Here is a 23,974-nt window from a genome sequence, read left to right on the forward strand (position 1 = left end):
TATATTAAAGTATTTGTTTATCTATGAATTTAAAATAGAGTTTAAATTAAGATAATTTTGTCAAAAAATAGTCGTTTCATTAATGAAGTATGGTATAATTAAAAAAGGATATAAATATATGTAAATACATTTTTTTAAAGAGGTGACAATAGATGAGTTCAAAAATTATAAATCATTTTTTAAATTCGGTTTTAGACATAATGCCTCAGTTAGGATTTAGTAATATAGAAAAAAAAGATGTTTTTATAAAAGAAAGTAGTATTAAGGTAGACGGTGTAATGTTAAATTTAGGCGTCGTAGGAGATATAAAGGGAAACGTAATTTATAATATGAGTGAAGATGATGCAAAAAAGGTAGCTTCTAAAATGATGATGGGAATGCCAGTTTTGGAATTTGACAATATGGCTCAAAGTGCTATATCTGAATTATCTAATATGCTTACGGCAAAAGCCAGTATAAAACTTGAAAAAGAAGGAATAAATACTAATATATCTACACCTACATTGACTCATGGAAGGGACTTTGAAGTTAAAACGAATACTGATAAAATAATATCTAGCGAAGTTTTAGTAGATGATATATCTATTAAAGTTAATATTGCCTTTGAATAAATAAAAAACAGCTAACATAAATTGTTAGGTGTTTTCTTATTTACTAAAGTATTATATGACTTTAAATCTGTAGATAACATTAATTAAATAACTAATTTGCTATTATATATATAAAAGTAAAGACTTTTTCATAAATAGTATGATATAATTTTAAAAAATATATTTAATAAGTTAATTTAACATTTGAAATAAAAAAATAGAAAGAGGTTATGGATGTGAGGTTAACAAAAGTAAATGAAGATATACAAAAAACTTGTGAAAATATATCGAAGTTACTAAATGTTGAGGTTACTTTAGTTGACTCTAATTTGGTTAGAATAGCTGGAACTGGAGAATTCAAACAAAAAATTGGAACTAGTATAGATAGAAATTCCATATACTCTCACGTTTTAGAAACGGGAGAGACTTATACTATGAATGAAAAATATGATAGTGAAAAATGTGCACAGTGTAATCAAAGACATTATTGTAAAGAAATTGCAGATATATGTTGTCCTATTCAAATTAATGATACAGTAATAGGTGTAGTAGGGCTTGTAGCTTTTGATGAAAAGCAAAGAGATATGATGCTTTTAAAAAAGAGTGAACTAATGCTTTTTATATCTAATATAGCTGATTTGATGTCTTTAAAGCTTAAGGCCATGGATGATATTGACCATATTAATGATAAAATAAGTTCTTTTGAAGAATTAGAAAAAAAAGAGATTTTAAAAGCTATAAAAAAATATGGGAATACTACAGATGGAATGAAAAAAACAGCAGATGCTTTAAATATAGGAATAGCTACGCTTTATAGAAAAATAAAAAAGTATGATATAAAATAGGTAACAGGCAGTTTATATAGAAAATGAGATTCACAGATGAATACCAACTTGTAATTAAGGGCAAAATTAATAACAAATAGGTTAATGTGAATTTAAGTATTCTAATAAACTGGAGGAAGAAAATTTTGAATAAGGATATTTTATCTGAAAAACAAAGTACATTTATAATTATATTGTTTTTAATAGCTACATCTACAAATATAATAACTGGTGCAGGTGCTAAAAATGATCTATGGATTAGTATAATTCTAGGTTTTTTGATTACTTTACCATTAGCTATGATATGTGCAAGGCTATGTGATTTATTTCCTGGGAAAGATTTGTATGATATTTTTATAATGTGTTACGGAAAATTTTTTGGGAAATTAATGATATTTATATATATAATCTACTGTATTCATACAGAATTATATATTGTATTAGATTATGCTTTTTTTGTTAATATAGTTGCGCTTCCTGAAACACCTAAGATAGTAATGATAATAATACTTATGCTATTATGTAATTGGGTAACCAGATATGAAAATGAAATACTAGCAAATTGGGCTAAGTTTTTTTTGGTTATTTTTATACTGAGCATATTCTTAGGTATATTTTTAATGATTCCTAATATGAATGTAGATAATCTATTTCCAGTGCTTTATAACGGTATAAATCCTATTATAAAGTCTATGTTTGGAGTTATTTCATTTCCATTTGCACAAATAATAGTATTCACTATGTACTGCTCTGGCTTTGAAAAAAATGCATCACCTTGGAAAATATACATTATAAGTTTAGCGGTAGCTTCATTTCTTATATGGATAAATTCTGTTGCTGGGCTTTTTGTTTCGGGTCCTGATGTTATAAGTTCTGCATATTTTTCTTCTTATGATGCGTTTGCTAGAATTAATATAGGAAATTTTATTCAACGATTTGAGAGTTTATCTGCAATTATATATACATTAGGAGTATTTCTAAAAGCAAGTATATATCTGTTATGCATTACAAAAGGTATTGGTAAGATTTTTAATTTTGAAGATTATAGTTTTATAAATACTTTATCGTGTCTGATTATAATTAATATGACTAACATTTTACATAAAAATGTACAAGATAATTTTTATTGGCTGTTTAATATATGGCCTTACTATTCGTTTTTATTTCAGGGAATACTGCCTATTTTTATATGGATAAGTATTGAAATAATTTATAAAAAAGACTATGTTTCATAGTCTTTTTTATAATGAGTAGGAAATTATAGAATTTTGAACCTGTGAATAACATTGATTGAAGAGTTACATTTGAAATTATTTTTGAGCAACGAATACCATTAGGGATCGTTGGAGACATGAGTAAGTGCGGAGAGACTAGACGAATTTTTTATATAATATATGATATAAATTGGGAAAGGAATAGCATTATGAAAAAAATATTAGTTTTAGCTGAAAAACCCTCAGTGGGAAAAGATATAGCTAAAGTTTTAAATTGCAAATCAGAAAAAAATGGATACATAGAAGGTGAAAAATATATTGTAACATGGGCTTTTGGGCATTTAGTTACATTAGCAGCTCCTGAAAATTATAATGAAAAATATAAGTCTTGGAAAATAGAAGATTTACCTATGCTTCCTAATAAATTAAAGTTAGTTACTATAAATAAAACTCATAAACAGTTCAGCAATGTAAAAAGGCTAATGAACAGAAATGATGTTGGGGAAATAGTAATTGCCACTGATGCAGGACGTGAAGGGGAGCTTGTAGCAAGATGGATAATAGAAAAAGCACACGTTAAAAAGAGCATAAAAAGATTATGGATATCATCTGTTACAGATAAAGCTATAAAAGATGGTTTTAATAATTTAAAACCAGGAAAAGATTATGAAAATTTATATAAAAGTGCAACTGCACGTGCTGAATCAGATTGGCTTGTAGGAATTAATGCAACTAGAGCATTAACATGTAAATATAATTCATCTCTTTCTTGCGGAAGAGTTCAAACCCCTACACTTTTTATGATAGCAAAGAGAGAAAATGACATAAAAACCTTCAAACCTAAGGATTTTTATGGAATAAAAGCTTTTATAAACGATGTTGAATTTGTATGGCAGGATAGTAAAACAAAAAACACTAATACTTTCAATAAAGCAAAATGTGATAATGTAATAAATGTATTAAATAACAAAAAAGCTAGGGTTATAGATGTAATAAAGAAAAGAAAAAAATCATTTGCTCCAAGCCTTTATAATTTAACTGATCTTCAGGCGGATGCTAATAAGATTTATTCTTATTCAGCTAAAGAAACATTATCTATAATGCAAAAATTATATGAACACAATAAATTGCTAACATATCCAAGAACAGATTCAAGGTATATATCAGAAGACATAGTAGATACTTTAAAAGATAGAGTTATGGCCTGTAGAGTTGGAGAATATTCCAAAATAGCTTTTGGTATTTTGAAAAAAGAAATTAAAGCTAATAAAACATTTGTAGATGACTCTAAGGTTTCTGATCATCATGCTATTATACCAACAGAAGAGTCTAGTGGTTTTTCTTCACTCAGTGATAAGGAGTTTAAAATATACGATTTGGTTGTAAAACGATTTTTAGCAGTGCTTAATAAGCCTTTTGAATATGAAAGTATAACTATAAAAATTGAAATAGGACAGGAAGTATTTACAACTAAAACTAAGAAAGTATTATCATTAGGATGGAAACAGGTATATGAAGAGATAGAATCCGATGATAATATAGTTAATGACTTTTTAAAAGATTTAAATGCAGGTGATGAGTTTGATGTATCTAATATATATCAAACTAAAGGTCAGACAAATCCTCCTTCTAGATTTGATGAGGGAAGTCTACTTATTGCTATGGAAAACCCAAAAAGGTATATGTCTGATGAAAATAAGGAATTGATAAAAACTATACAAGAGACAGGCGGCCTAGGGACTGTAGCTACAAGAGCAGATATTATAGAAAAATTATATAGTAATTTTTTAATCGAAAAAAAAGGTAGGTATATATATATAACACCAAAGGGGGAGCAACTTTTAGATCTTGTTCCTGATGATTTGAAATCGCCATTATTAACTGCTAAATGGGAACAAAAATTAGCCCTTATAAGCAAAGGGATATTAAGAAAAGATGATTTCACTAATGAAATGAGAAATTATACAGATATTATAGTAAAAGATATAAAAAATAGCGACCAAAAATTTAAACACGAAAATATAACTAGAAATAAGTGCCCTGAATGTGGAAAATATATGCTAGAGGTCAACTCAAAACATGGAAAAAAATTAATATGTCAGGATAGAGAATGCGGATATAGACAAAATATATCTAAGAAAACTAACGCAAGGTGTCCTAACTGCTTTAAAAAATTAGAGCTTAAAGGTCAAGGTGAAGGTAAGGTATTTGTATGCAAGTGTGGACATAGGGAAAAATTATCTAAATTCAATGAGAGAAAAAAATCACAAGGTAAGAAGGTAAACAAAAAAGATGTGAATAAATATTTAAAAAAACAGAAAAAAGAAAATGAGCAAGGTTTAAACTCTGCATTAGCAGAAGCCTTGGCCAAATTTAAGAAATAATATTACAAAGGAGAAAATGAATGTTTAAATTAGGAGATTTTAATGAATTAGAAATAGTAAAAGAAAGAGATTTTGGATTATTCTTAGATTCTGAGGTTGGAGAAATTCTACTTCCTAAAAAATATGTTCCGGATAATGTCGATGTTGGAGATAGTATAAACGTATTCGTATACAAGGATTCTGAAGATAGATATGTAGCTACTACATTGATTCCAAAGGCTAAGGTAGGAGATATAGCTTTTTTAGAAGTTAAGGACGTTAACCAATATGGAGCGTTTCTAGATTGGGGACTTGAGAAAGAGTTATTAGTTCCGTATAATCAACAAAAAGAAAAGATGAAGAAAAATAGAAAGTATATTGTGAGTATATATAAAGATGATGTGAGCAATAGGATAATAGCAAGTCAAAAGATAAATAAATTCATAGAAGACGAAGATGTAGATCTTGTAGAAGGTCAAGAAGTAGATATGATGATATATGAATTTACAGATATGGGAATAAAAGTTATAATAAACGGAAAGTACTTTGGACTTTTATACGCTAATGAGGTATATAAAAACTTAAAGGTTGGAGAAGTTACAAAGGGTTGTGTGAAAAAAATTAGAGAAGATAAAAAAATAGATGTTACTATTAGAAAAAAAATAAATAAGGAAATAGATGATGCTAAGACTAGAATACTAGAGGAGTTAGAAAAATACGATGGAGTTTTATACTTAACTGATAAATCGTCTCCTGAGCATATAAAAAACAGCTTAGAAATGAGTAAAGGAATGTTTAAAAAAGCTCTAGGAGGGCTTTATAAGGATGGTTTAGTAAAACTTACTAGTGAAGCTACATATTTAAAAAAGTAAATTAGAGTAAAAATCCTGTTGTATAATATAACAGGATTCTTTTTGTTTATGAAGAAATTATAAAATTAATATGTTATAATACAATATATTATTGCTAATAAAGGGATGATTGATTATGAATATAATAACTATAGAAAATATATCTAAAAGCTATTCTGAAAAAATTTTACTGGAGGATGTTTCTCTTGGAATACATGAAGGAGAAAAAATAGGGGTTCTAGGGATAAATGGAACAGGAAAGTCTACGCTTCTAAAAATAATAGCTGAGGTTGAAACTTATGATAGTGGAAAGATAACAAAGGCCAGAAATGCGAATATAGAATATTTACCACAAAATCCAGATTTCGATGGAGATTTAACTGTAATAGAGCAGGTTTTCAAAGGAACATCTCCTGTTATGAAGCTTATAAGTGAATATGAATATACACTTGAAAAGTTAAGTCAAAATTCAGAAGATAATAATTTGCAAACTAAGCTTTTAAATTTAAATCAACAAATGGACACTATGAATGCATGGCAGCTTGAAAGTGAAGCAAAGAGCATACTTACAAAGCTAGGGATATCTAATTTTGATGATAAGATAAATAGTTTATCTGGTGGACAGAAGAAGAGAATAGCGCTTGCAAGTGCGCTTATAAATCCATGTGATCTTCTTATACTAGATGAGCCTACTAACCATATGGATAATGATACTATAATATGGCTTGAAGAATATTTAAATAATAGAAAAGGATCTCTTATTATGATAACTCATGATAGGTATTTCTTAGATAGAGTTGTAAATAAGATAATAGAGGTTGATAAAGGTAAGTTATATTCTTATTTAGGAAATTATAGTAAGTTTTTAGAGTTAAAACAAGAAAGAGAAGAAAGCTTAATTGCATCTGAGAGAAAAAGAAAAAGTATTTATAGAAAAGAGTTAGAGTGGATAAGAAGAGGTGCTAGAGCTAGAAGTACTAAGCAAAAGGCTAGAATAGACAGGTTTGAGCAGTTGAAAGAGGACAAGCTTGAAGTGAATGATAACAGCATAGATGTATTTGTCGGTAGTTCAAGGCTTGGTAAAAAAGTAATAGAGATAAATAATATATCAAAGAGTTTTGGTTCTAAGAAGATACTTAGTGATTTTGAGTACACAATATCTAAAGGTGATAGAGTTGGTATAATTGGTAACAATGGATGTGGAAAATCAACTCTTATAAATATGATTGTTGGAAATATAAAACCTGATATTGGAAATATAGACATAGGGACTACTGTTAAGATTGGATATTTTTCTCAAGAAAATGAACATATGGACGAAAATCTAAGAGTTATAGAGTATATAAAAGAAGAAGCAGAGTGCATGTATACGGCTGATAACAAACATATAAGTGCATCTACTATGCTTGAAAGATTTTTATTTACTAAAGATGCGCAATGGTCGTTAATATCTAAATTATCTGGTGGAGAAAAGAGAAGATTATACTTACTTAGAGTACTTATGAAATCCCCAAATGTGCTTATTTTAGATGAGCCTACTAATGATTTGGATATTCAGACTTTGACAATACTTGAAGACTATTTAGATGAGTTTGATGGAAGTGTTATAACGGTATCTCATGATAGATACTTCCTTGATAGAGTAGTGAATAAAATACTATCGTTTAAAGGTGATTCTAAGATAGAGCATTATGTTGGAAACTATTCAGACTATAAGGAGTTTTGTAGTCAAAATGAAGAAGTGGTAGTTAAGGAAATTGTTAAAAAGAAAGATAAGAACTCGTATAAGAAAAAAGATACAAGACTTAAGTTTACGTTTAAAGAGCAAAAGGAATATGAAGAAATAGATGGAGTTATTGAAAAATTAGAAAGTGATATATCTAATGTGGATGAGTCTATAAATGGTTGTGGAAGTGATTTTGAGAAGCTACAAAAGTTAACTAAGCAAAAAGAAGAGTTAGAGGTTGTTTTAGAAGAAAAACTAGAGAGATGGGAATATTTGAATGATTTAGCTGAAAGAATAGAAAATCAATAATTAATTTATTCCTTAATCCAAAAATAAATAGGATTAAAATACCTAGGTTTCGTTTGTACGAAATCTAGGTATTTTATATTTTAATAAGCTCTATTTTACGTTTTCTTTACGTATATAGGGGATATGTAATAATCCATATATCCTTTAATCTTGTCTTTTCTGTTTTTGTAGTACATAATATTGTACAGATTTGTACTTTTTATATCGTAATTTAAAAATAATTTTAGGTTTTCATCTTTAATATTTACTGAACTTAGTTTGTTTATTATGGTAACATCTGAGTTCTTTTTTATATTTCGTATTATTTCTCTTCCTTTATCATTAAATGCTAGTATTCTGATGTAAGGAATATTATCTGTATTTTTAGCTTTTATAACATCTTCTTTTTTTATTGAAAGAAGTATATTTGTAAGTATTCTTTTTATTTTAGTCATGGTATATCTTTTGGATTTCACACTCATAAGAAGTTCATCAAGTGATGATGTATTCATTATAGAGTTTATTATTTTGTTTTCTATTCCTTCGTTAACGTCAAAATACTTATTTATATTTTTTTCTTCTCTTAATATAGTACCTATTAGTATGTTATAAAAGTAATCATCAAATACGGGATTGAAGTTATTATCTATTTGAGACTCCATAAGCTTGTATGTTGTATTTGGAACTACATTTATTAAATCTTCTAGATTTTCATTAGATTTTAAAGATTGCCTTATAGCAGTAGCGCTGCATATAGAACTATTTATATCTGTTGAGTTATATTCTGATTTAATTCTTTGTATAGTATATGGTTTTATGGAACTCTTTAATTTGATTATACTCTTTATGTATTCAATTCCTAGTATGTTGTTAGAACTATTTAAAACCTCGTATAAACTATTTTCAGTTATATTTAATATTTTGTTATTACTTATGTATTTAAACAAAGCCTTAGACCTTGCAGTGGGGAATAGTAGGCCTTCGTTTAAATGATATTTAAGATGTTGTTTAAATTCTTCTGGTTCATCAACTAATATCTGGCTTATTTGATACAAAATATCTATATCTCCTATTTCGCTTCCAAAACAAATACTGTCTATTGAGTTTGTGCTGTTTAATGTAGATATGGCGCCATGGCTAAAAAATTCAGCACTTTGAGTTGCATATAATGTAGGCAGTTCTATTACAAGATCAACGCCTGATTCAACAGCAGCTTTAGCCCTTGTCCATTTATCAAATAAAGCAGGTTCTCCTCTTTGTAAAAAATGACCGCTCATTATAGCTACTGTATGAGTAGCACCTGATTTTTTCTTTGACTCTAAAAGATGGTGCATATGGCCGTTGTGAAATGGGTTATATTCAACGATTAATCCTAAAACTTTCATATATATCTCCTTTTTAAAGTTATTATTAAATTATATAATATAGAAAGTATGATTTCTATATACTTTTACTTATGGAAATTACACTTTCTATGAATTAAGTTTTGCATTTTTAGAAATATTAATGTATGTAAATGAAAAATTGTCTTCATACTAATGAATAGCTCGTGTTACTAACGGGTGCTAACAAGTTGGGTTGTTTAAAAATGATTGAAAATTTTAAATTTTAATAAATTTATTTTATAAATTTTGAGTTATAAAATAAATTTATGGAATGAATTATCTTGTCAATGAATTGCAACAAGCTGTGTTGAATCGATTTTAAAAAAAATTAATGATTGTCATAAAAAAAACAAAAAAAAGAAGGAATATTGAAAAAAATGTAGAATGTTAAAAAGTATTGCATTTTATTGAATATTTAAATGACTTAATTGTTGTGTACAATTTAAATAAAAAATGCTATATTAGTTTATGTTAAGGTTATTGTGTAATGTATACACATACATAAAAATAAAAAATAATATTAGGAGGTAGCAAATATATGAACATATTAGTTATTAACTGTGGTAGTTCTTCTTTAAAGTACCAATTAATAAACATGGAAAATGAAAGTGTTATGGCTATAGGATTAGCTGAGAGAATAGGAATTGAAGGCTCTGTAGTTAAGCACCAAACTACAGGTAAAGATAAAGTATCTATTGAGCAACCAATGAAAGATCACAAAGATGCTTTAAAAATAGTGCTTGACTCTATAGTACACGAAGAGTACGGTGCAATTAAAGATATGAAAGAAATATCTGCTGTTGGACACAGAGTTGTTCACGGAGGAGAGAAATTTACAACTTCTGTTGTAATAACTCCAGAAGTTAAAAAAGGAATAGAAGATTGTGTTGAACTTGCACCTCTTCACAACCCGGCTAACTTAATAGGAATAAACGCTTGTCAAGAGATATTACCAGGAGTACCAATGGTTGGAGTATTTGATACAGCTTTCCACCAAACAATGCCAAAATCATCTTACCTTTATGGATTACCATACGAGTTATATGAAAAGTATGGAGTTAGAAGATATGGATTCCACGGTACATCTCATAAGTATGTATCTAAAAGAGCAGCTGACATGCTTGGTAAAAATTTAGAAGATTTAAAGATAATAACTTGTCACTTAGGAAATGGAGCAAGTATTGCTGCTGTTGACGGTGGAGTATGTAAAGATACTTCTATGGGATTCACTCCTCTTGAAGGATTAATAATGGGAACAAGATGTGGAGATATGGACCCAGCTATAGTACCATTTATAATGGAAAAAGAAGGATTAGATTCTAAAGGCTTAAACACATTAATGAATAAAAAATCAGGTGTTCTTGGAATGACAGGAATATCTAGTGACTTTAGAGATATAGAAGGTGCAGCATCTAAAGGAGACGAAAAAGCTGAAGTAGCATTAGAGGCTTACTGCAACAGAGTTAAGAAATATATAGGTTCTTACATGGCTGAGATGGGTGGAGTAGATGTAGTTCTATTCACTGCTGGTATAGGAGAAAACTCTATATCTATGAGAGAACAAATCTGTGAAGGACTTGAAGGATTAGGAATGAAGATAGATAAAGAGAAGAATAATGTTAGAGGAAAAGATACAGTTATAAGTACAGATGACTCTAAGGTTAAGCTTTTAATAGTACCTACTAATGAAGAGTTAATGATAGCAAGAGACACTCTTGAATTAGTTAAATAATTTACTTTACTAAAAAGGTAGGTATTAACCTACCTTTTTAATATGTATCAAGTAAAAATACTTGACAAACTAATTAAGCATTTGTATAATAAATTTTGCAGTGTATTATTGAGGTGATTAATATGACGATAAACTTATCTAGATTAATAAAAAGAGAAATAAAAGTTTTAGACTTGAATTTCTCTGAAAAAGTTGATAATATTAGTTGTTGTGGTAAAAACTATAGATTAACTTCTCCTGTTGAAGTTAATGGTGAAATAACTAATATAGACAAACAGCTTTATCTGGATTGTAATATTAAATTCTCTGTTGTAGACTCTTGTAGCAGATGCTTAAAAGATGTTGAAGTCAACATAGAAGATGATGTTAAAGCTTTTATAGTTGAAGATGAAGATTGTGTTTTAGAAGATGAAGATACTATTGTTTGCAATGGGGACGAATTAGATTTTAAAGATATAATTGAAAATACTTTTATATTAAATGTTCCAGAAAGAATAACATGTGATGAAGAATGTAGAGGTCTTTGTCATTCATGTGGAGCTAATTTAAATGAAGAAAAATGCAATTGTCATAATGACGAAGAATTTACTGATCCCCGTTTTTCTAAATTAAAAGACTTTTTTAAAAATGACTAAGGAGGTGGGATAAATGGCAGTACCAAAGCGTAAAACATCAAGATCAAAGAGAGACTCAAGAAGAGCAGCTAACTCAAAGATGGTAGCAACTGGATTCGTAAGTTGCCCACAGTGTCATGAGCCGAAATTACCACATAGAGTATGCCCTGATTGTGGATACTATAAAGGTAAAGAAGTAGTAGCTAAATAATAAAAAGCATGTAGTTTATAACTACATGCTTTTTATTTTTGTTCTATTGATTTATATGACTAATTATTATATACTAATATTAGTAGCTGGTACTAATATTAGTATATAATTTAGGGGTGGATAATGTGAAAAGAAAAAGCAAACAAGAAAGACAAACAGAACTTTCGCAAATGTTAAAAAAAGACCCTTTTTATACAGATGAAGAATTATCGGATTATTTTGGTGTTAGTATACAGACTATAAGATTGGATAGGCTTAAACTTGGAATACCTGAACTAAGAGAAAGAGTAAAACTTGTTGCGGAAAATAATATAAATAAAGTGAAAACTATAGGAAGTAAGGAAATAGTTGGAGAAATAATAGATTTAGATGTTGGAAGCTTAGGTATTTCAATACTTGAAACGACTGATCATATGGTTTATTCTAAGACTAATATAGTTAAGGGACATTTTGTATTTGCTCAAGCTGAATCATTAGCTATGGCTGTTGTAGATGCACCTGTTGTATTAATGGGAGTTGCTAATATAAAGAATATAAATCCTATAAAAGCAAATGATAGATTAATAGCTAAAGCTGAAGTGATAAGAGTTAGAGATAGAAAACATTATGTACACGTTAAAATAAATAATAAAAATCATGAACAAGTATTTAGAGGAAAGTTCATATTCGATGAAATAAACTAAAGGAAGTGGTGAATATGAAAATAGTAGTTGATTGTATGGGAGGAGACAATGCTCCTTATTCTACAGTTGAAGGAGTAGTAAATGCTATAAAGGAATTTAATATAGACATAATAGCTACAGGGGATAAAAATATATTGGAAGAAAATTTCAACAAGTATGAATTTGATAAAACTAAATTGGAGATAATTCACACGAGTGAAATAGTATTAAATGAAGATAAACCTGTAAAGGCTATAAGAAGCAAGAAGGATTCATCTATGGTAGTAGCTCTTAACTTAGTTAAAGAAGGAAAAGCAGATGCTATAGTTTCTGCTGGAAATACTGGAGCGCTTTTAGCTGGAGGACTTTTCGTACTTGGTAGAGTAAAGGGCATAGATAGACCAGCACTATGTACTTTCTTACCTAATAAAGAAGGAATGTCTATACTATTAGATGCTGGTGCAAATGCAGACTGTAAGCCTAGAAACTTACTAGAATTTGGAGTTATGGGTTCTGTATATGCAAGTAAAATATTAGATCTTGATAATCCAAAAGTTGCTATAGTTAATGTGGGGCAAGAAGAAGGAAAAGGAAATGAGTTAACTAAAAAATCTTATGACTTATTAAAAGCTAATGAAGATATAAATTTTATAGGGAATGTAGAAGCAAGAGATATATCTTATGGCTACACAGATGTTATAGTATGTGATGGTTTTACAGGAAATGTTGTTTTAAAGGTTACAGAAGGAGTAGCTATGTCTGTATTTTCTATGTTAAAAGAGACTTTTCTAACTAATATGAAGACTAAGATAGGAGCTATGCTTTTAAAAAATGATCTTAAGCAACTAAAGAAAAATCTCGACTATAGTGAATATGGAGGAGCACCACTGCTTGGAGTAAATGGAGGTCTTATAAAAGCACATGGAAGCTCTAATTCTAAAGCTATAAAAAATGCAATAAAGCAAGGAATACATTTTGCAAACGGCAATGTTCTTAATGAAATAAAGTTTAAAATAGATAAATTAGGAGTTGATCAGATTGAATAAATTAAAAAGAGCAGGAATATTAGCTACAGGAAGCTATGTTCCAGAAAAAATTATGACTAATTCTGATTTGGAAAAAATAGTAGATACAACTGATGAATGGATATCTTCAAGAACTGGTATAAAAAAGAGAAGAATAGTTGAAGATGATATGGCTACTTCAGATATTGCTACTCTTGCTGCAAAAAAAGCTATGGAAAGCTCTGGAATAACTGCGGAAGAGATTGATCTTATAATAGTGGCAACTGTTACTCCTGATATGTCGTTTCCATCGACTGCTTGCATAGTTCAAAAAAATATAGGAGCTATTAATGCATCGGCATTTGACTTAGAAGCTGGTTGCTCAGGGTTTGTATATGCATTAAGCGTAGGAAAAAACTTTATAGAAACGGGTATGTACAAAAAAGTGCTTGTAATAGGTGCAGAAGCCTTATCTAAAATTTTAGACTGGACAGATAGAAATACTTGTGTATTATTTGGAGATGGAGCAGGCGCTGCTATATTAGGGGAAGTAGATGAAAATGAAGGTATTTTATCCACGTATCTAGGAGCAGATGGAGCAAGTGGAGAATGTCTAAAAATGCCTGGAGGCGGTTCTAGAATACCTGCAAGTGAGCAAACTTTAAATGATAGACTTCATTACATAAAAATGGAAGGATCTGAAGTGTTTAAATTTGCAGTTAGAGTTATGGCTGACTCGGCTAAGAAAAGTATAGCAATAGCTGGATTAAATGAAGAGGATATAGATTATATAGTACCTCATCAAGCTAATATAAGAATAATACAGTCATCTGCAAAAAGACTTAAAATGCCTATGGAAAAAATATATGTTAATTTACATGAATATGGTAATATGTCTGCTGCATCTATACCTGTAGCGCTTGATGAAGCATATAGAAAAGGGAATATAAAAAAAGGTGACAAGATAGTTTTAGTAGGATTTGGAGCAGGACTTACTTGGGCTTCGAGTGTTATTAAATGGAGTATTTAGGAGGAGAAAATATGAATAGAGTATGTGAACTTTTAGGAATAAAGTACCCTATAATTCAGGGGGGGATGGCATGGATAGCAACAGCTGAGCTTGCTGCAGCCGTATCTAATGCTGGAGGACTTGGACTTATCGCAGCTGGAAATGCTCCTGCTGATGTTATAAGAAATGAAATTAAAAAAGCTAGAGAACTTACTGATAAACCATTTGGAGTTAATGTAATGCTGTTATCTCCGTTTGTAGACGATGTTATGGAAGTCGTATATGAAGAAAAAATACCTGTTATAACTACTGGAGCAGGAAATCCTGCTAAGTATATGGAAAAATTAAAATCAATAGGAACAAAGATTATTCCTGTTGTTCCATCTGTAGCTCTTGCTAAAAGAATGGAGAGATATGGAGCGGATGCTGTTGTTGTAGAAGGAACTGAAGCTGGAGGACATATAGGAGAACTTACAACTATGGTGTTAATACCTCAAGTTGCAGATGAAGTAAGTATACCTGTTATTGGAGCAGGTGGAATTGCTGATGGAAGAGGAATTGCAGCTGCATTTGCACTAGGAGCTAACGCTGTTCAAGTTGGAACTAAATTTGTATGTAGTGAAGAGTGTATAGTACATGAAAACTATAAAAATGCTATTATAAATGCCAAGGATAGAGATGCACTAGTTGCAGGTAGAAGCACAGGACACCCTGTTAGAGCTTTAAAGAATAAGCTTATGAAAGAGCTTATAAAGCTTGAAAAAGAAGGAATGGATTCTTCTTATATAGATGAAAAAGGAGTAGGAGCACTTAAAAAATCAGTTATAGATGGAGATGTAGACAATGGTTCTGTAATGGCTGGTCAGAGTGCTGCTATGGTGAAGAATATAAAATCTTGTAAAGATATTATAGAAGATATGATGAATGAAGCTAAGGATATAATGTCTAACTTAAGCTTTTAGGAGGTATTTATATGAGTAAAATAGCTTTTGTATTTCCAGGCCAAGGATCTCAATATGTAGGGATGGGCAAGGATGTATATGAAAATTATAAGGTTTCAACAAAAATATTTGACAAAGCTGATGAAGTTTTACATATGAATTTAAAATCAATAATGTTTGAAGGTCCTGATGAAGAGCTTACTAAAACTGAAAATACTCAACCGGCAATACTTACTTTAAGTACAGCTCTACTTGAAGTGTTAAAAGATGAACTAGATGTGAAATTCGATGCATGTGCAGGACTTTCTTTAGGAGAATATTCTGCTCTTGTGGCGGCTGATGCACTATCTTTTGAAGAGGCTGTAAAGCTTGTAAAAAAAAGAGGTAAATATATGCAAGAAGCAGTTCCTCAAGGTGTAGGTACTATGGCTGCGATACTTGGTCTTGATAGAGATATACTGATGGATGTATTAGATGAAGTATCTAGTGAAGGAATAGTTGAGGCTGCTAACTTTAATAGTCCAGGGCAGATAGTAATATCTGGAGAAATAAAAGCTGTAGAAAAAGCTGCTAGTCTTTGCAAAGAAAGAGGAGCTAAAAAAGCTGTTATATTAAACGTAAGTGCACCTTTTCACTCTTCTATGTTAAATAAGGCTGGAGAAAACTTGAAAAAAGAGCTTGAAAATATACATTTAAATTCTTTAAAACTACCTGTTGTGACTAATGTTACTGGAAATTATGTTGAAAAAGATGAAATAAAAGATACTTTGGTGAAACAAGTGAGTTCATCTGTATTATGGGAAGATTCAATAGAAAAACTTATAGAAGATGGATTTGATACTTTTGTTGAAATAGGTCCTGGTAAAACTCTTAAAGGATTTATAAATAAAATATCTAAAAAATCAAAAGTTAAAGTAAATATCCACAATGTAGAAAATGCGGCTACTTTAGAAAAGTTTATACAAGATATGAAGGAGGCAGAGTAATGATCGATTTAAAAGGTAGAGTTGCTCTTATAACTGGAGGCTCAAGAGGTATAGGAAAATCAATAGCTATAAAGTTTGCTTCATTAGGAGCTGATATTGCTATAAATTATACTTCAAGAGAAGAATCTGCACTTGAGGTTAAAAAAGAAATAGAAACTATGGGAGTAAAATGCTTTATTGTAAAGTGCGATGTATCTAATTTTGAAGACTCTCAAAATATGGTTAGCGAAGTTATAAATGAATACGGAAAATTAGATATATTAGTAAATAATGCAGGTATAACTAGAGATGGGCTTTTAATGAAAATGAAAGAAGAAGACTTTGATAAGGTTATAGCGGTAAATCTAAAAGGAGTATTCAATTGCACAAAGGCTGTAACTAGACCTATGATGAAGCAAAAGTATGGAAAAATAATAAATATGGCATCTGTAGTTGGAGTTATGGGAAATGCAGGTCAAGCAAATTACTGTGCTTCTAAAGCTGGGGTTATAGGTTTTACAAAATCAACAGCAAGAGAGCTTGCATCTAGAAACATAACTATAAATGCTATAGCTCCAGGATTTATAGAAAGTGATATGACTAAGGTATTAAAGGATGAAGTAAGAGCATCTTATGAAAGTGGTATACCTATGAAAAAAATGGGTCAAACAGAAGATGTAGCTAATGTAGCAGCATTTTTAGCTAGTGATATGTCTTCGTATGTAACAGGTCAGACTATAAATGTCGATGGTGGAATGGTAATGCAATAAAAAATTAAAATATATAATAAAAAATTAGGAGGTATTTAATATGTTTGAAAAAGTGAGAGATATAGTAGCAGATCAATTAGGAGTAGACAATGTAGATGAGATTACAGTAGAGACTTCATTAATAAAAGACTTAGAAGCAGATTCATTAGATGCAGTTGAAATAATGATGGCTCTTGAAGATGAGTTTGAAATAGAAATACCAGATGAAGAAGCAGAAAAGTTTACTTGCATAGGAGATATAGTAAAATATATCGAATCTAAATAAGTAATTTTGGAGGTACTAATATGAAAAGAAGAGTTGTGGTTACGGGTATAGGATGTGTAACTCCTGTTGGAACAGGAATAGATAAATTCTGGAATAATATTAAAAATGGAGTTTGTGGAATAGATCAAATAACTAGATTTGATACTACTGATTTTGCTACTAAGATAGCAGGAGAGGTTAAAGATTTTGATGCTTCTGATTTTATAGATAAAAAAGAAGCAAAAAGAATGGATAGATTCACTCAATACGCAGTTGCTGCATCTAAAATGGCAATGGAAGATTCAAATATCGATATAGATAATATAGATGCAAATAGATTTGGAGTTATAGTAGGATCAGGAGTAGGTGGAATAGAGACATTAGAAGAACAGCACACAAGACTTATGGAAAAAGGACCTAAAAGAGTAAGTCCATTCTTCGTACCTATGATGATAACAAATATTGCTGCAGGTCAAGTATCTATAATGCTTGGAGCTAAGGGGCCTAATACAAGTGTTGTTACTGCTTGTGCATCTGCTACTCATGCTATAGGAGACGCTTTTAAGGCTATTCAAAGAGGAGATGCTGAAATTATGGTTTCAGGAGGAGCTGAGAGTCCTATAACTCCACTTGCTGTTTCTGGATTCTGTACAATGAAGGCAATGTCAACTAGAAATGATGATCCAAAAACTGCATCAAGACCATTTGACAAAGATAGAGATGGATTTGTAATGGGAGAAGGATCAGGTATGCTAATATTAGAAGAACTAGAGCATGCTTTAGCTAGAAATGCAAAAATATATGCTGAGGTAGTTGGATATGGAGCAACAGCAGATGCATACCATATAACAGCTCCTGCAGAGGGTGGAGAAGGTGCTGCTAGAGCCATGGAAATGGCAATAAATGATGCAGGACTTAAGTTAGAGGATGTAGATTACATAAATGCTCATGGAACTAGTACTCCTCTTAACGATAGAAATGAAACTTTAGCTATCAAATCTTTGTTTAAGGACCATGCATATGACTTAGCTGTATCATCAACTAAGTCTATGACAGGGCACTTACTAGGAGCAGCTGGAGCTGTTGAAGCTATAATATGTTCATTAGCTATAAATGAAGGATTTTTACCTCCGACTATGAACGTTGAAAATCAAGATCCAGAGCTTGATCTTGATTACGTTGTAGGAAAAGGAAGACAAAAGGACATTAAATGTGCTATCACTAATTCATTAGGGTTTGGTGGACACAATGGAACACTTGCATTTAAAAAATATGAATAAACTATAAAAAAATTCGCGTATGCATTTGCATATGCGAATTTTTTTATGCATATTTTTGTTATTAACATAATATTATTTAAAAATAGGGAGGAGGACGAGTTTATGAATAAACTTTCTGAGGAAATTATAAATTCATTAAGTCCAAAAATTAAGCGGTTTTTCATAAGTGCTGATTATGAATTTATAAGTAATATAGAAGAAATAAGACTTAGGGTCAATCGACCGTTAATAGTTAACCTGGATAATAGGGATTATTTTTTTAATATAAAGACTAATAAGTTTTGTGATAATGATCACAATGGATATATAACTACAAGAGAGGATATAGAACACACATTTCAGCTTATATGTAAGTATTCTATACATTCATTCTTGGATGATATAAAAAAAGGGTTTATAACAATAAAAGGCGGACATAGAGTAGGTATTGGTGGAAAAGCTATTGTAGAAAAAGATGAAATAAAAAATATAAAACATATATCATCTTTAAATATAAGAGTATCAAGAGAAATAAAGAATTGTTCAAAAGATGTAATTAAATACATAATCAAAAACTCAAAGGAAATATACAATACGTTAATAATATCGCCTCCGCAGTGTGGGAAAACAACTCTTATAAGAGATATAGTTAGAAATATAAGTACAGGCATGGATGAGCACAAATTTAAAGGAGTAAAGGTTGCAGTTATTGATGAGAGAAATGAAATCTGTGGATCATACCATGGAATACCTCAAAAGGATGTAGGGATAAGAACTGATACAATAGAGTCTTGTCCTAAAGATGTGGGAATCATGATGGTTCTGAGAAGCATGTCTCCAAACGTAATAGTTACAGATGAAATAGGCAGTACTAAGGAAATAGAATCGCTATACTCTGCTTTGAATGGAGGGGTATCGCTTATAACATCTGTTCACGGGAGTGGAATAGAAGACGTTAGAAATAGAAAAGAGTTAAATACACTTTTAGATAAAGAATTATTTAAAAGAGTTATTGTACTATCTTGTAAAAAAGGTGCAGGTACAATAGAGCGGATATACGACCTAGAAGAAAAGAGGTGGTTATTCATTGCTTAAAATAGTACTTATTGTATTTATACTAATATGCTTTTTCTTATTAGGAGAGGAAATTTATAAGTCGTTTAAAAAAAAGTACAGCGATATATCAGACCTTGTAAAAGTACTTGAAGTATTAAATATGCAACTTGAATTTGGATTGTACACATTAGAGGAAGTATTTGAAAAAATAGGATATAAAAAAGAGTTCGATATAAGTCATTTCTTTGAAATGTTGAGTCTGAAACTTAAAGAAAATAATAAAAGCTTAGATGATATAGTTCAGGAGTCAATTCCTATAATAACTCAAAAAACAAATCTTGGAATAAATGAAATAGATGAGATAACTAACTTAATAAATAATCTTGGAAAAAGTGATTACTATTCACAAAAAAGAATAATAGATCTTGCCATTGAAAATCTGAAAAAAAATGAAAAAGAAGCATTTTTAGAAATTAAAACAAAAGGTATATTGTATAAAAAACTGAGCTTAACCATGGGATTTTTATTGGTGATAATATTTTTATAGATATTAAATAGATATATCATAAATAAAAATTTTAAAAGGGGGAAATTTTATGGGAATAAATGTGGATTTGATTTTTAAGATAGGAGGTATAGGCATACTTTTATCTATACTGCATACTGTCTTAACTAGGGCTGGTAAAGATGAATGGGCTTATATTGCAAATCTTACAGGGGTTGTGCTTGTACTTATGATGGTTATAAAAGAAATTAGTAATTTATTTAATGCTGTAAAGACTATGTTTAATCTTTATTAAAAGGGAAGTGGTAAGTTGGAATTTACGAAATTAATTGCAGTGGCATTTATTGGAACTATACTATCTGTATTATTTAAAAAAGAAAGACCAGAGATAAGCATGGCTATAGCATTGATTACAGGAGTTGCTATATTTACTGTATCTATATACAAGATAAATTACGTAATAAACTGTATAAATGATTTGACTAAGAAAATAAATATAAGCCATATGTATTTTTCTACAATAATAAAAATAGTAGGGATATCGTATTTGATGGAATTTGCTATTCAAATGTGTAAAGACAGTGGGGAAGGAGCTATAGCTACTAAGCTTGAATTTGGTGGAAAAGTAATAATACTTACACTATCTTTTCCTATACTTTTATCAATACTTAATACGATAGTAAATATTATTCCTTAGGAGATTACTTATGAAAAGAAGAGTGTTTGTTGGAGTTTTAATTATGTTTTTTTTAATGACAAATCTGGCATATGCACAAAATGACTCAAAAGGGGATATAAATAAGTACATAGACAACCAATTAAAAACTATTCAAATTGATAGGCTTCAAAAAACTTTTGAAAATGAGCAAGTATTTAAGAATATTAATTTGAAAAGTTTTATTATGGATGTTATGAAGGGTGAAAAAAACATATTAGACATAATAGATAAAGGACAAGTAAAAAATTATTTATTTAAAGAAATTAAATTTAATTTTAAAATTTTAATTACTGTATTAATTTTATCATTGATATCGGCAATACTTAAAAATTTAGATAATTCATTTTCAGGAACGGCTATAAGTAAGGTATCAAACTATACAGTTTTTGTACTATTGATATCAATAACATTTATCGGATATAAAGATGTTCTTGAAATAGCCAGAGTCACTATAGATAATATGGTTAATTTTATGCAAATAGCAATTCCTATTGAAATGGCTTTTTTAGTAACTCTAGGATTTCCTGTTACTTCAGCATCTTTAAGCCCCATATTTCTAGGAGGTATAGTTTTTATAAATATAGTGTTTAAAACATTTTTGATGGTGATAATGGCACTTTCATTTTCGATACTTATAATAAACAATATATCGAGCAATATAAACCTTAAGAGGTTATACAACTTTACTAAACAGATAAGCATATTTACGGTAGGCTTTTTGCTAACTATATACCTTGGGATAATATCTATTCAAGGAATATACGTTACTTCGTTTGATAAATTTTCTATAAAGACTATTAAATTTGCTGTTGATTTTATTCCGGTTGTAGGAGGGTTTGTATCTGATTCTATAGAAATACTTCTTTCATCATCATATTTATTAAAAAGTGTATTAGGAGCAGCAGCACTTGTAATACTAATAGGTATATGCTTAATCCCAATATTTAAGATAGTGTCTATTATACTTGTTTATAAGTTCTCATCTATAATTGTAGAACCTATATCTGATGATAGTATATCTACATATTTAAATGAAATGGCAAATCTTATGATAATAATTTTATCTTCAGTTGTTGCTGTTGGAATAATGTTCTTTATAACAATAGCAATACTTGCATCTATTGGAAATGTAACGAGAATGTAGGAGGAAGTCTTTATGAATGCTATAAAACAATGGATAAGTAGTATATTGATTGCTGCATTTGTTATAAATGTTATAGACATATTAATACCTACGGGAAGCTTTAAAAAATACATAAATATAGTTCTAAACTTTATATTCATATTTATAGTTATAACACCTGTTTTAAATGCAGTTTCAAAAGATATGAATATAGAGGATCAAATGCTAAAACAGTTTAATGAATTTCAATATGAATACAATCAGGAGCTTATAACTAAAAACTCGATAGATGAAGAAGAAATCATGTCTAATTACGATAATTATTTAAAGCAGAGTATAAATATGAAATTAGAGGAATCTGGATATGAATTAACTGATATAGAGACTGATGAGGATGGAGAAAAAAAATTAATTATAAAAGATTTAAAAACTAGTGAAAATAGTAATAATGAGGCTAAAGAAAAAATACAATTAAAAGAGAACGAAAATTATAAGCAAGCTTTTAACGAACTTAAAAATATTGAGCATAAAAATATAAAAGAAGATTTGAACAAAATTTTCAAAATATCTATTGAAAAAATAAAAATTAACTAATGTGAGGGATGAAGATGAATCTTGATAAAAAGAGAATATACACCATTTTAGCTGCAATAATAATATCATTAATACTCCTTGTGAGTGTTTCTGGTATATTTGATCATAATGCAGATAAAGATTATCCAAATGCAAATCTAGTTGATAAAAGTGAGTCTAGTAGAGGAACAATAGTTACCAAAGAAGATGAGTTAGAAGATAGGCTTGAAAAAATATTAAGCAATATACAGGGGGTAGAGTCAGTAAAGGTAATGATAACATTTGAGACTAATGGAGAACTAGAGCCCGCTTTTAATGAAACAGTGGCAACAGAGACAACACAGGAGAATGACTCAACTGGAGGAAGGAGGGTTGTAACAACAGAAAACAAAACTCAGACTATAGTAACAAAAAATAATAATCAGGGAAATGAACCTATATTATTAAAATCTATAGAACCACAAGTTAGAGGGGTTATAGTTGTAGCCGATGGTGCAGAAGATACTGTAGTAAAACAAAGACTATATGATGCTGTCAAAACAGTACTTCAGGTATCTAGCCATAAAATAGAGGTTTATCCAAAAAACAAATAAGGGGGATTAAGTTATGAAGTTCAAGAAATTTAATAAGAAGTTTTTAAAAAGCAGAAATTTTGTTGTATGTGTATTAGTATTTATGTTAGTAGTTGTATGTACTGTTAATTACCAATTTAGCAAACAGCACATGCTTGAAACATCTAGTGATCTTCAAGAATACGAAGAAATGCTTTTATCTGAGAATGAAAATGTAGATGTAGATCAAGAACAGGTTAAAGAAACAGCCAACGAAAATTTAGATGCTAACGCAGATTCTGAGGAAATAACGGTTGTGGATAGCAATAAAAATGAAGCTGAGGAAAAGGTTAAAGAAACAACTGCAAATATAACAAAAGAAATGGCATCAAAAGAGAATATGCAAAAGGATACATATTTTATTGATATAAAAATGAATAGAGAGAAGGAAAGAGGGGCATTAATAGAAGAACTAGATTCAATAGTTAAAAACCAAGGTGCTAGTGAAAAGGCAATAGAAGAGGCATCTAATATGAAGCTAAATTTAGTTAAATTTAGAGAAGCAGAGCTTAATATAGAAAATTTACTTACTGCTAAAGGATTTGAAAACCCAGTAGCATATGTTAGCGAAAATGGTGCAAGCGTAGTAGTTGATAGAGAAAAATTAAATAAAGACGACGTTGCAAAAATATTTGATGTGGTATACAATCAAACAAAACTTCCTTTTGAAGATATAAAAATAATGGAATATAAAAGATAGTTTGTAAAATTTATTCCCATTTGGTATAATTAAAGT

26 protein-coding genes are annotated in these 23,974 nt (G+C 29.7%); 25 read left to right on the forward strand and 1 reads right to left on the reverse strand.

The window, feature by feature from the left end:
* Window positions 1-152: 152 nt before the first annotated feature.
* The 6 genes from M2214_RS05215 (at window position 153) to M2214_RS05240 (ending at window position 7,877) form a co-directional block, all read left to right on the forward strand.
* Window positions 153-611, forward strand: a complete 459-nt coding sequence (locus tag M2214_RS05215) for a chemotaxis protein CheX (RefSeq protein ID WP_248483498.1) — start codon at window positions 153-155, stop codon at window positions 609-611.
* 215 nt (window positions 612-826) lie between these two features.
* A complete protein-coding gene (locus tag M2214_RS05220; protein ID WP_248483500.1) occupies window positions 827-1,435 on the forward strand; it encodes a GAF domain-containing protein in 609 nt (202 codons plus the stop codon).
* A gap of 125 nt (window positions 1,436-1,560) precedes the next feature.
* Window positions 1,561-2,649, forward strand: coding sequence for a GerAB/ArcD/ProY family transporter (locus tag M2214_RS05225; RefSeq protein WP_248483502.1), 1,089 nt, complete (start codon window positions 1,561-1,563; stop codon window positions 2,647-2,649).
* 188 nt (window positions 2,650-2,837) lie between these two features.
* A complete protein-coding gene (locus tag M2214_RS05230) occupies window positions 2,838-5,012 on the forward strand; it encodes a DNA topoisomerase III (RefSeq protein WP_248483504.1) in 2,175 nt (724 codons plus the stop codon).
* 20 nt (window positions 5,013-5,032) lie between these two features.
* Window positions 5,033-5,863 (forward strand): CvfB family protein, encoded by an 831-nt coding sequence (locus M2214_RS05235; protein ID WP_248483506.1) that lies wholly within the window; start codon window positions 5,033-5,035, stop codon window positions 5,861-5,863.
* 115 nt (window positions 5,864-5,978) lie between these two features.
* On the forward strand, window positions 5,979-7,877 hold the full coding sequence (locus tag M2214_RS05240; RefSeq protein WP_248483508.1) for an ABC-F family ATP-binding cassette domain-containing protein: 1,899 nt from the start codon (window positions 5,979-5,981) through the stop codon (window positions 7,875-7,877).
* A 95-nt stretch (window positions 7,878-7,972) separates the two neighbouring features.
* Here the strand turns inward: M2214_RS05240 and M2214_RS05245 are convergent, their stop codons facing one another.
* A complete protein-coding gene (locus M2214_RS05245) occupies window positions 7,973-9,241 on the reverse strand; it encodes a nucleotidyltransferase (RefSeq protein WP_248483510.1) in 1,269 nt (422 codons plus the stop codon).
* Window positions 9,242-9,779: 538 nt separating this feature from the next.
* Between M2214_RS05245 and M2214_RS05250 the strand changes: the two genes are divergently transcribed.
* From M2214_RS05250 to M2214_RS05340, 19 genes are all read left to right on the forward strand, one after another.
* A complete protein-coding gene (locus tag M2214_RS05250; protein WP_248483512.1) occupies window positions 9,780-10,973 on the forward strand; it encodes an acetate/propionate family kinase in 1,194 nt (397 codons plus the stop codon).
* A 122-nt stretch (window positions 10,974-11,095) separates the two neighbouring features.
* Window positions 11,096-11,608, forward strand: a complete 513-nt coding sequence (locus tag M2214_RS05255) for a YceD family protein (protein WP_248483514.1) — start codon at window positions 11,096-11,098, stop codon at window positions 11,606-11,608.
* 13 nt (window positions 11,609-11,621) lie between these two features.
* Window positions 11,622-11,798 (forward strand): 50S ribosomal protein L32, encoded by a 177-nt coding sequence (rpmF, locus tag M2214_RS05260; RefSeq protein ID WP_099188088.1) that lies wholly within the window; start codon window positions 11,622-11,624, stop codon window positions 11,796-11,798.
* Window positions 11,799-11,923: 125 nt separating this feature from the next.
* Complete coding sequence (fapR, locus tag M2214_RS05265) at window positions 11,924-12,481, forward strand: transcription factor FapR (RefSeq protein ID WP_248483516.1); 558 nt, start codon at window positions 11,924-11,926, stop codon at window positions 12,479-12,481.
* A gap of 14 nt (window positions 12,482-12,495) precedes the next feature.
* Window positions 12,496-13,506, forward strand: a complete 1,011-nt coding sequence (gene plsX, locus M2214_RS05270; RefSeq protein ID WP_248483518.1) for a phosphate acyltransferase PlsX — start codon at window positions 12,496-12,498, stop codon at window positions 13,504-13,506.
* A gap of 52 nt (window positions 13,507-13,558) precedes the next feature.
* Entirely contained in the window at window positions 13,559-14,494 is a 936-nt protein-coding gene (locus M2214_RS05275; protein WP_248484774.1) for a beta-ketoacyl-ACP synthase III, read from the forward strand.
* Between the two features lie 11 nt (window positions 14,495-14,505).
* Window positions 14,506-15,435, forward strand: coding sequence for an enoyl-[acyl-carrier-protein] reductase FabK (gene fabK / locus M2214_RS05280; RefSeq protein ID WP_248483520.1), 930 nt, complete (start codon window positions 14,506-14,508; stop codon window positions 15,433-15,435).
* 11 nt (window positions 15,436-15,446) lie between these two features.
* Window positions 15,447-16,400: an ACP S-malonyltransferase gene (gene fabD / locus M2214_RS05285; RefSeq protein WP_248483522.1), complete on the forward strand. Its 954-nt coding sequence runs from the start codon at window positions 15,447-15,449 to the stop codon at window positions 16,398-16,400.
* A complete protein-coding gene (gene fabG, locus M2214_RS05290; RefSeq protein ID WP_248483524.1) occupies window positions 16,400-17,149 on the forward strand; it encodes a 3-oxoacyl-[acyl-carrier-protein] reductase in 750 nt (249 codons plus the stop codon). The genes fabD and fabG overlap by 1 nt, the downstream gene beginning before the upstream one ends.
* 40 nt (window positions 17,150-17,189) lie before the next feature.
* Window positions 17,190-17,414 carry an acyl carrier protein gene (acpP, locus tag M2214_RS05295; protein WP_248483526.1) on the forward strand — a complete coding sequence of 75 codons (225 nt, stop codon included), beginning with the start codon at window positions 17,190-17,192 and terminating at the stop codon, window positions 17,412-17,414.
* Window positions 17,415-17,434: 20 nt separating this feature from the next.
* A complete protein-coding gene (gene fabF / locus M2214_RS05300; protein ID WP_248483528.1) occupies window positions 17,435-18,673 on the forward strand; it encodes a beta-ketoacyl-ACP synthase II in 1,239 nt (412 codons plus the stop codon).
* 102 nt (window positions 18,674-18,775) lie between these two features.
* Window positions 18,776-19,747: a stage III sporulation protein AA gene (gene spoIIIAA, locus M2214_RS05305; protein ID WP_248483530.1), complete on the forward strand. Its 972-nt coding sequence runs from the start codon at window positions 18,776-18,778 to the stop codon at window positions 19,745-19,747.
* Entirely contained in the window at window positions 19,740-20,255 is a 516-nt protein-coding gene (locus M2214_RS05310) for a stage III sporulation protein AB (protein WP_248483532.1), read from the forward strand. Before spoIIIAA ends, M2214_RS05310 begins: the two co-directional genes overlap by 8 nt.
* 49 nt (window positions 20,256-20,304) lie before the next feature.
* Window positions 20,305-20,508 carry a stage III sporulation protein AC gene (spoIIIAC, locus tag M2214_RS05315; RefSeq protein WP_330651557.1) on the forward strand — a complete coding sequence of 68 codons (204 nt, stop codon included), beginning with the start codon at window positions 20,305-20,307 and terminating at the stop codon, window positions 20,506-20,508.
* 15 nt (window positions 20,509-20,523) lie between these two features.
* Window positions 20,524-20,910, forward strand: coding sequence for a stage III sporulation protein AD (gene spoIIIAD, locus M2214_RS05320; RefSeq protein WP_248483534.1), 387 nt, complete (start codon window positions 20,524-20,526; stop codon window positions 20,908-20,910).
* 10 nt (window positions 20,911-20,920) lie between these two features.
* Complete coding sequence (gene spoIIIAE, locus M2214_RS05325; protein WP_248483536.1) at window positions 20,921-22,075, forward strand: stage III sporulation protein AE; 1,155 nt, start codon at window positions 20,921-20,923, stop codon at window positions 22,073-22,075.
* Window positions 22,076-22,087: 12 nt separating this feature from the next.
* Window positions 22,088-22,648 carry a stage III sporulation protein AF gene (locus M2214_RS05330; protein ID WP_248483538.1) on the forward strand — a complete coding sequence of 187 codons (561 nt, stop codon included), beginning with the start codon at window positions 22,088-22,090 and terminating at the stop codon, window positions 22,646-22,648.
* A 14-nt stretch (window positions 22,649-22,662) separates the two neighbouring features.
* Window positions 22,663-23,220, forward strand: a complete 558-nt coding sequence (locus M2214_RS05335; protein ID WP_248483540.1) for a stage III sporulation protein AG — start codon at window positions 22,663-22,665, stop codon at window positions 23,218-23,220.
* A gap of 13 nt (window positions 23,221-23,233) precedes the next feature.
* A complete protein-coding gene (locus M2214_RS05340; RefSeq protein WP_248483541.1) occupies window positions 23,234-23,938 on the forward strand; it encodes a SpoIIIAH-like family protein in 705 nt (234 codons plus the stop codon).
* Window positions 23,939-23,974 lie beyond the last annotated feature (36 nt).

It is taken from the genome of Tepidibacter aestuarii, from assembly GCF_934924865.1.
In the GTDB taxonomy this organism is placed as follows: Bacteria; Bacillota; Clostridia; order Peptostreptococcales; family Peptostreptococcaceae; genus Tepidibacter_A; species Tepidibacter_A aestuarii.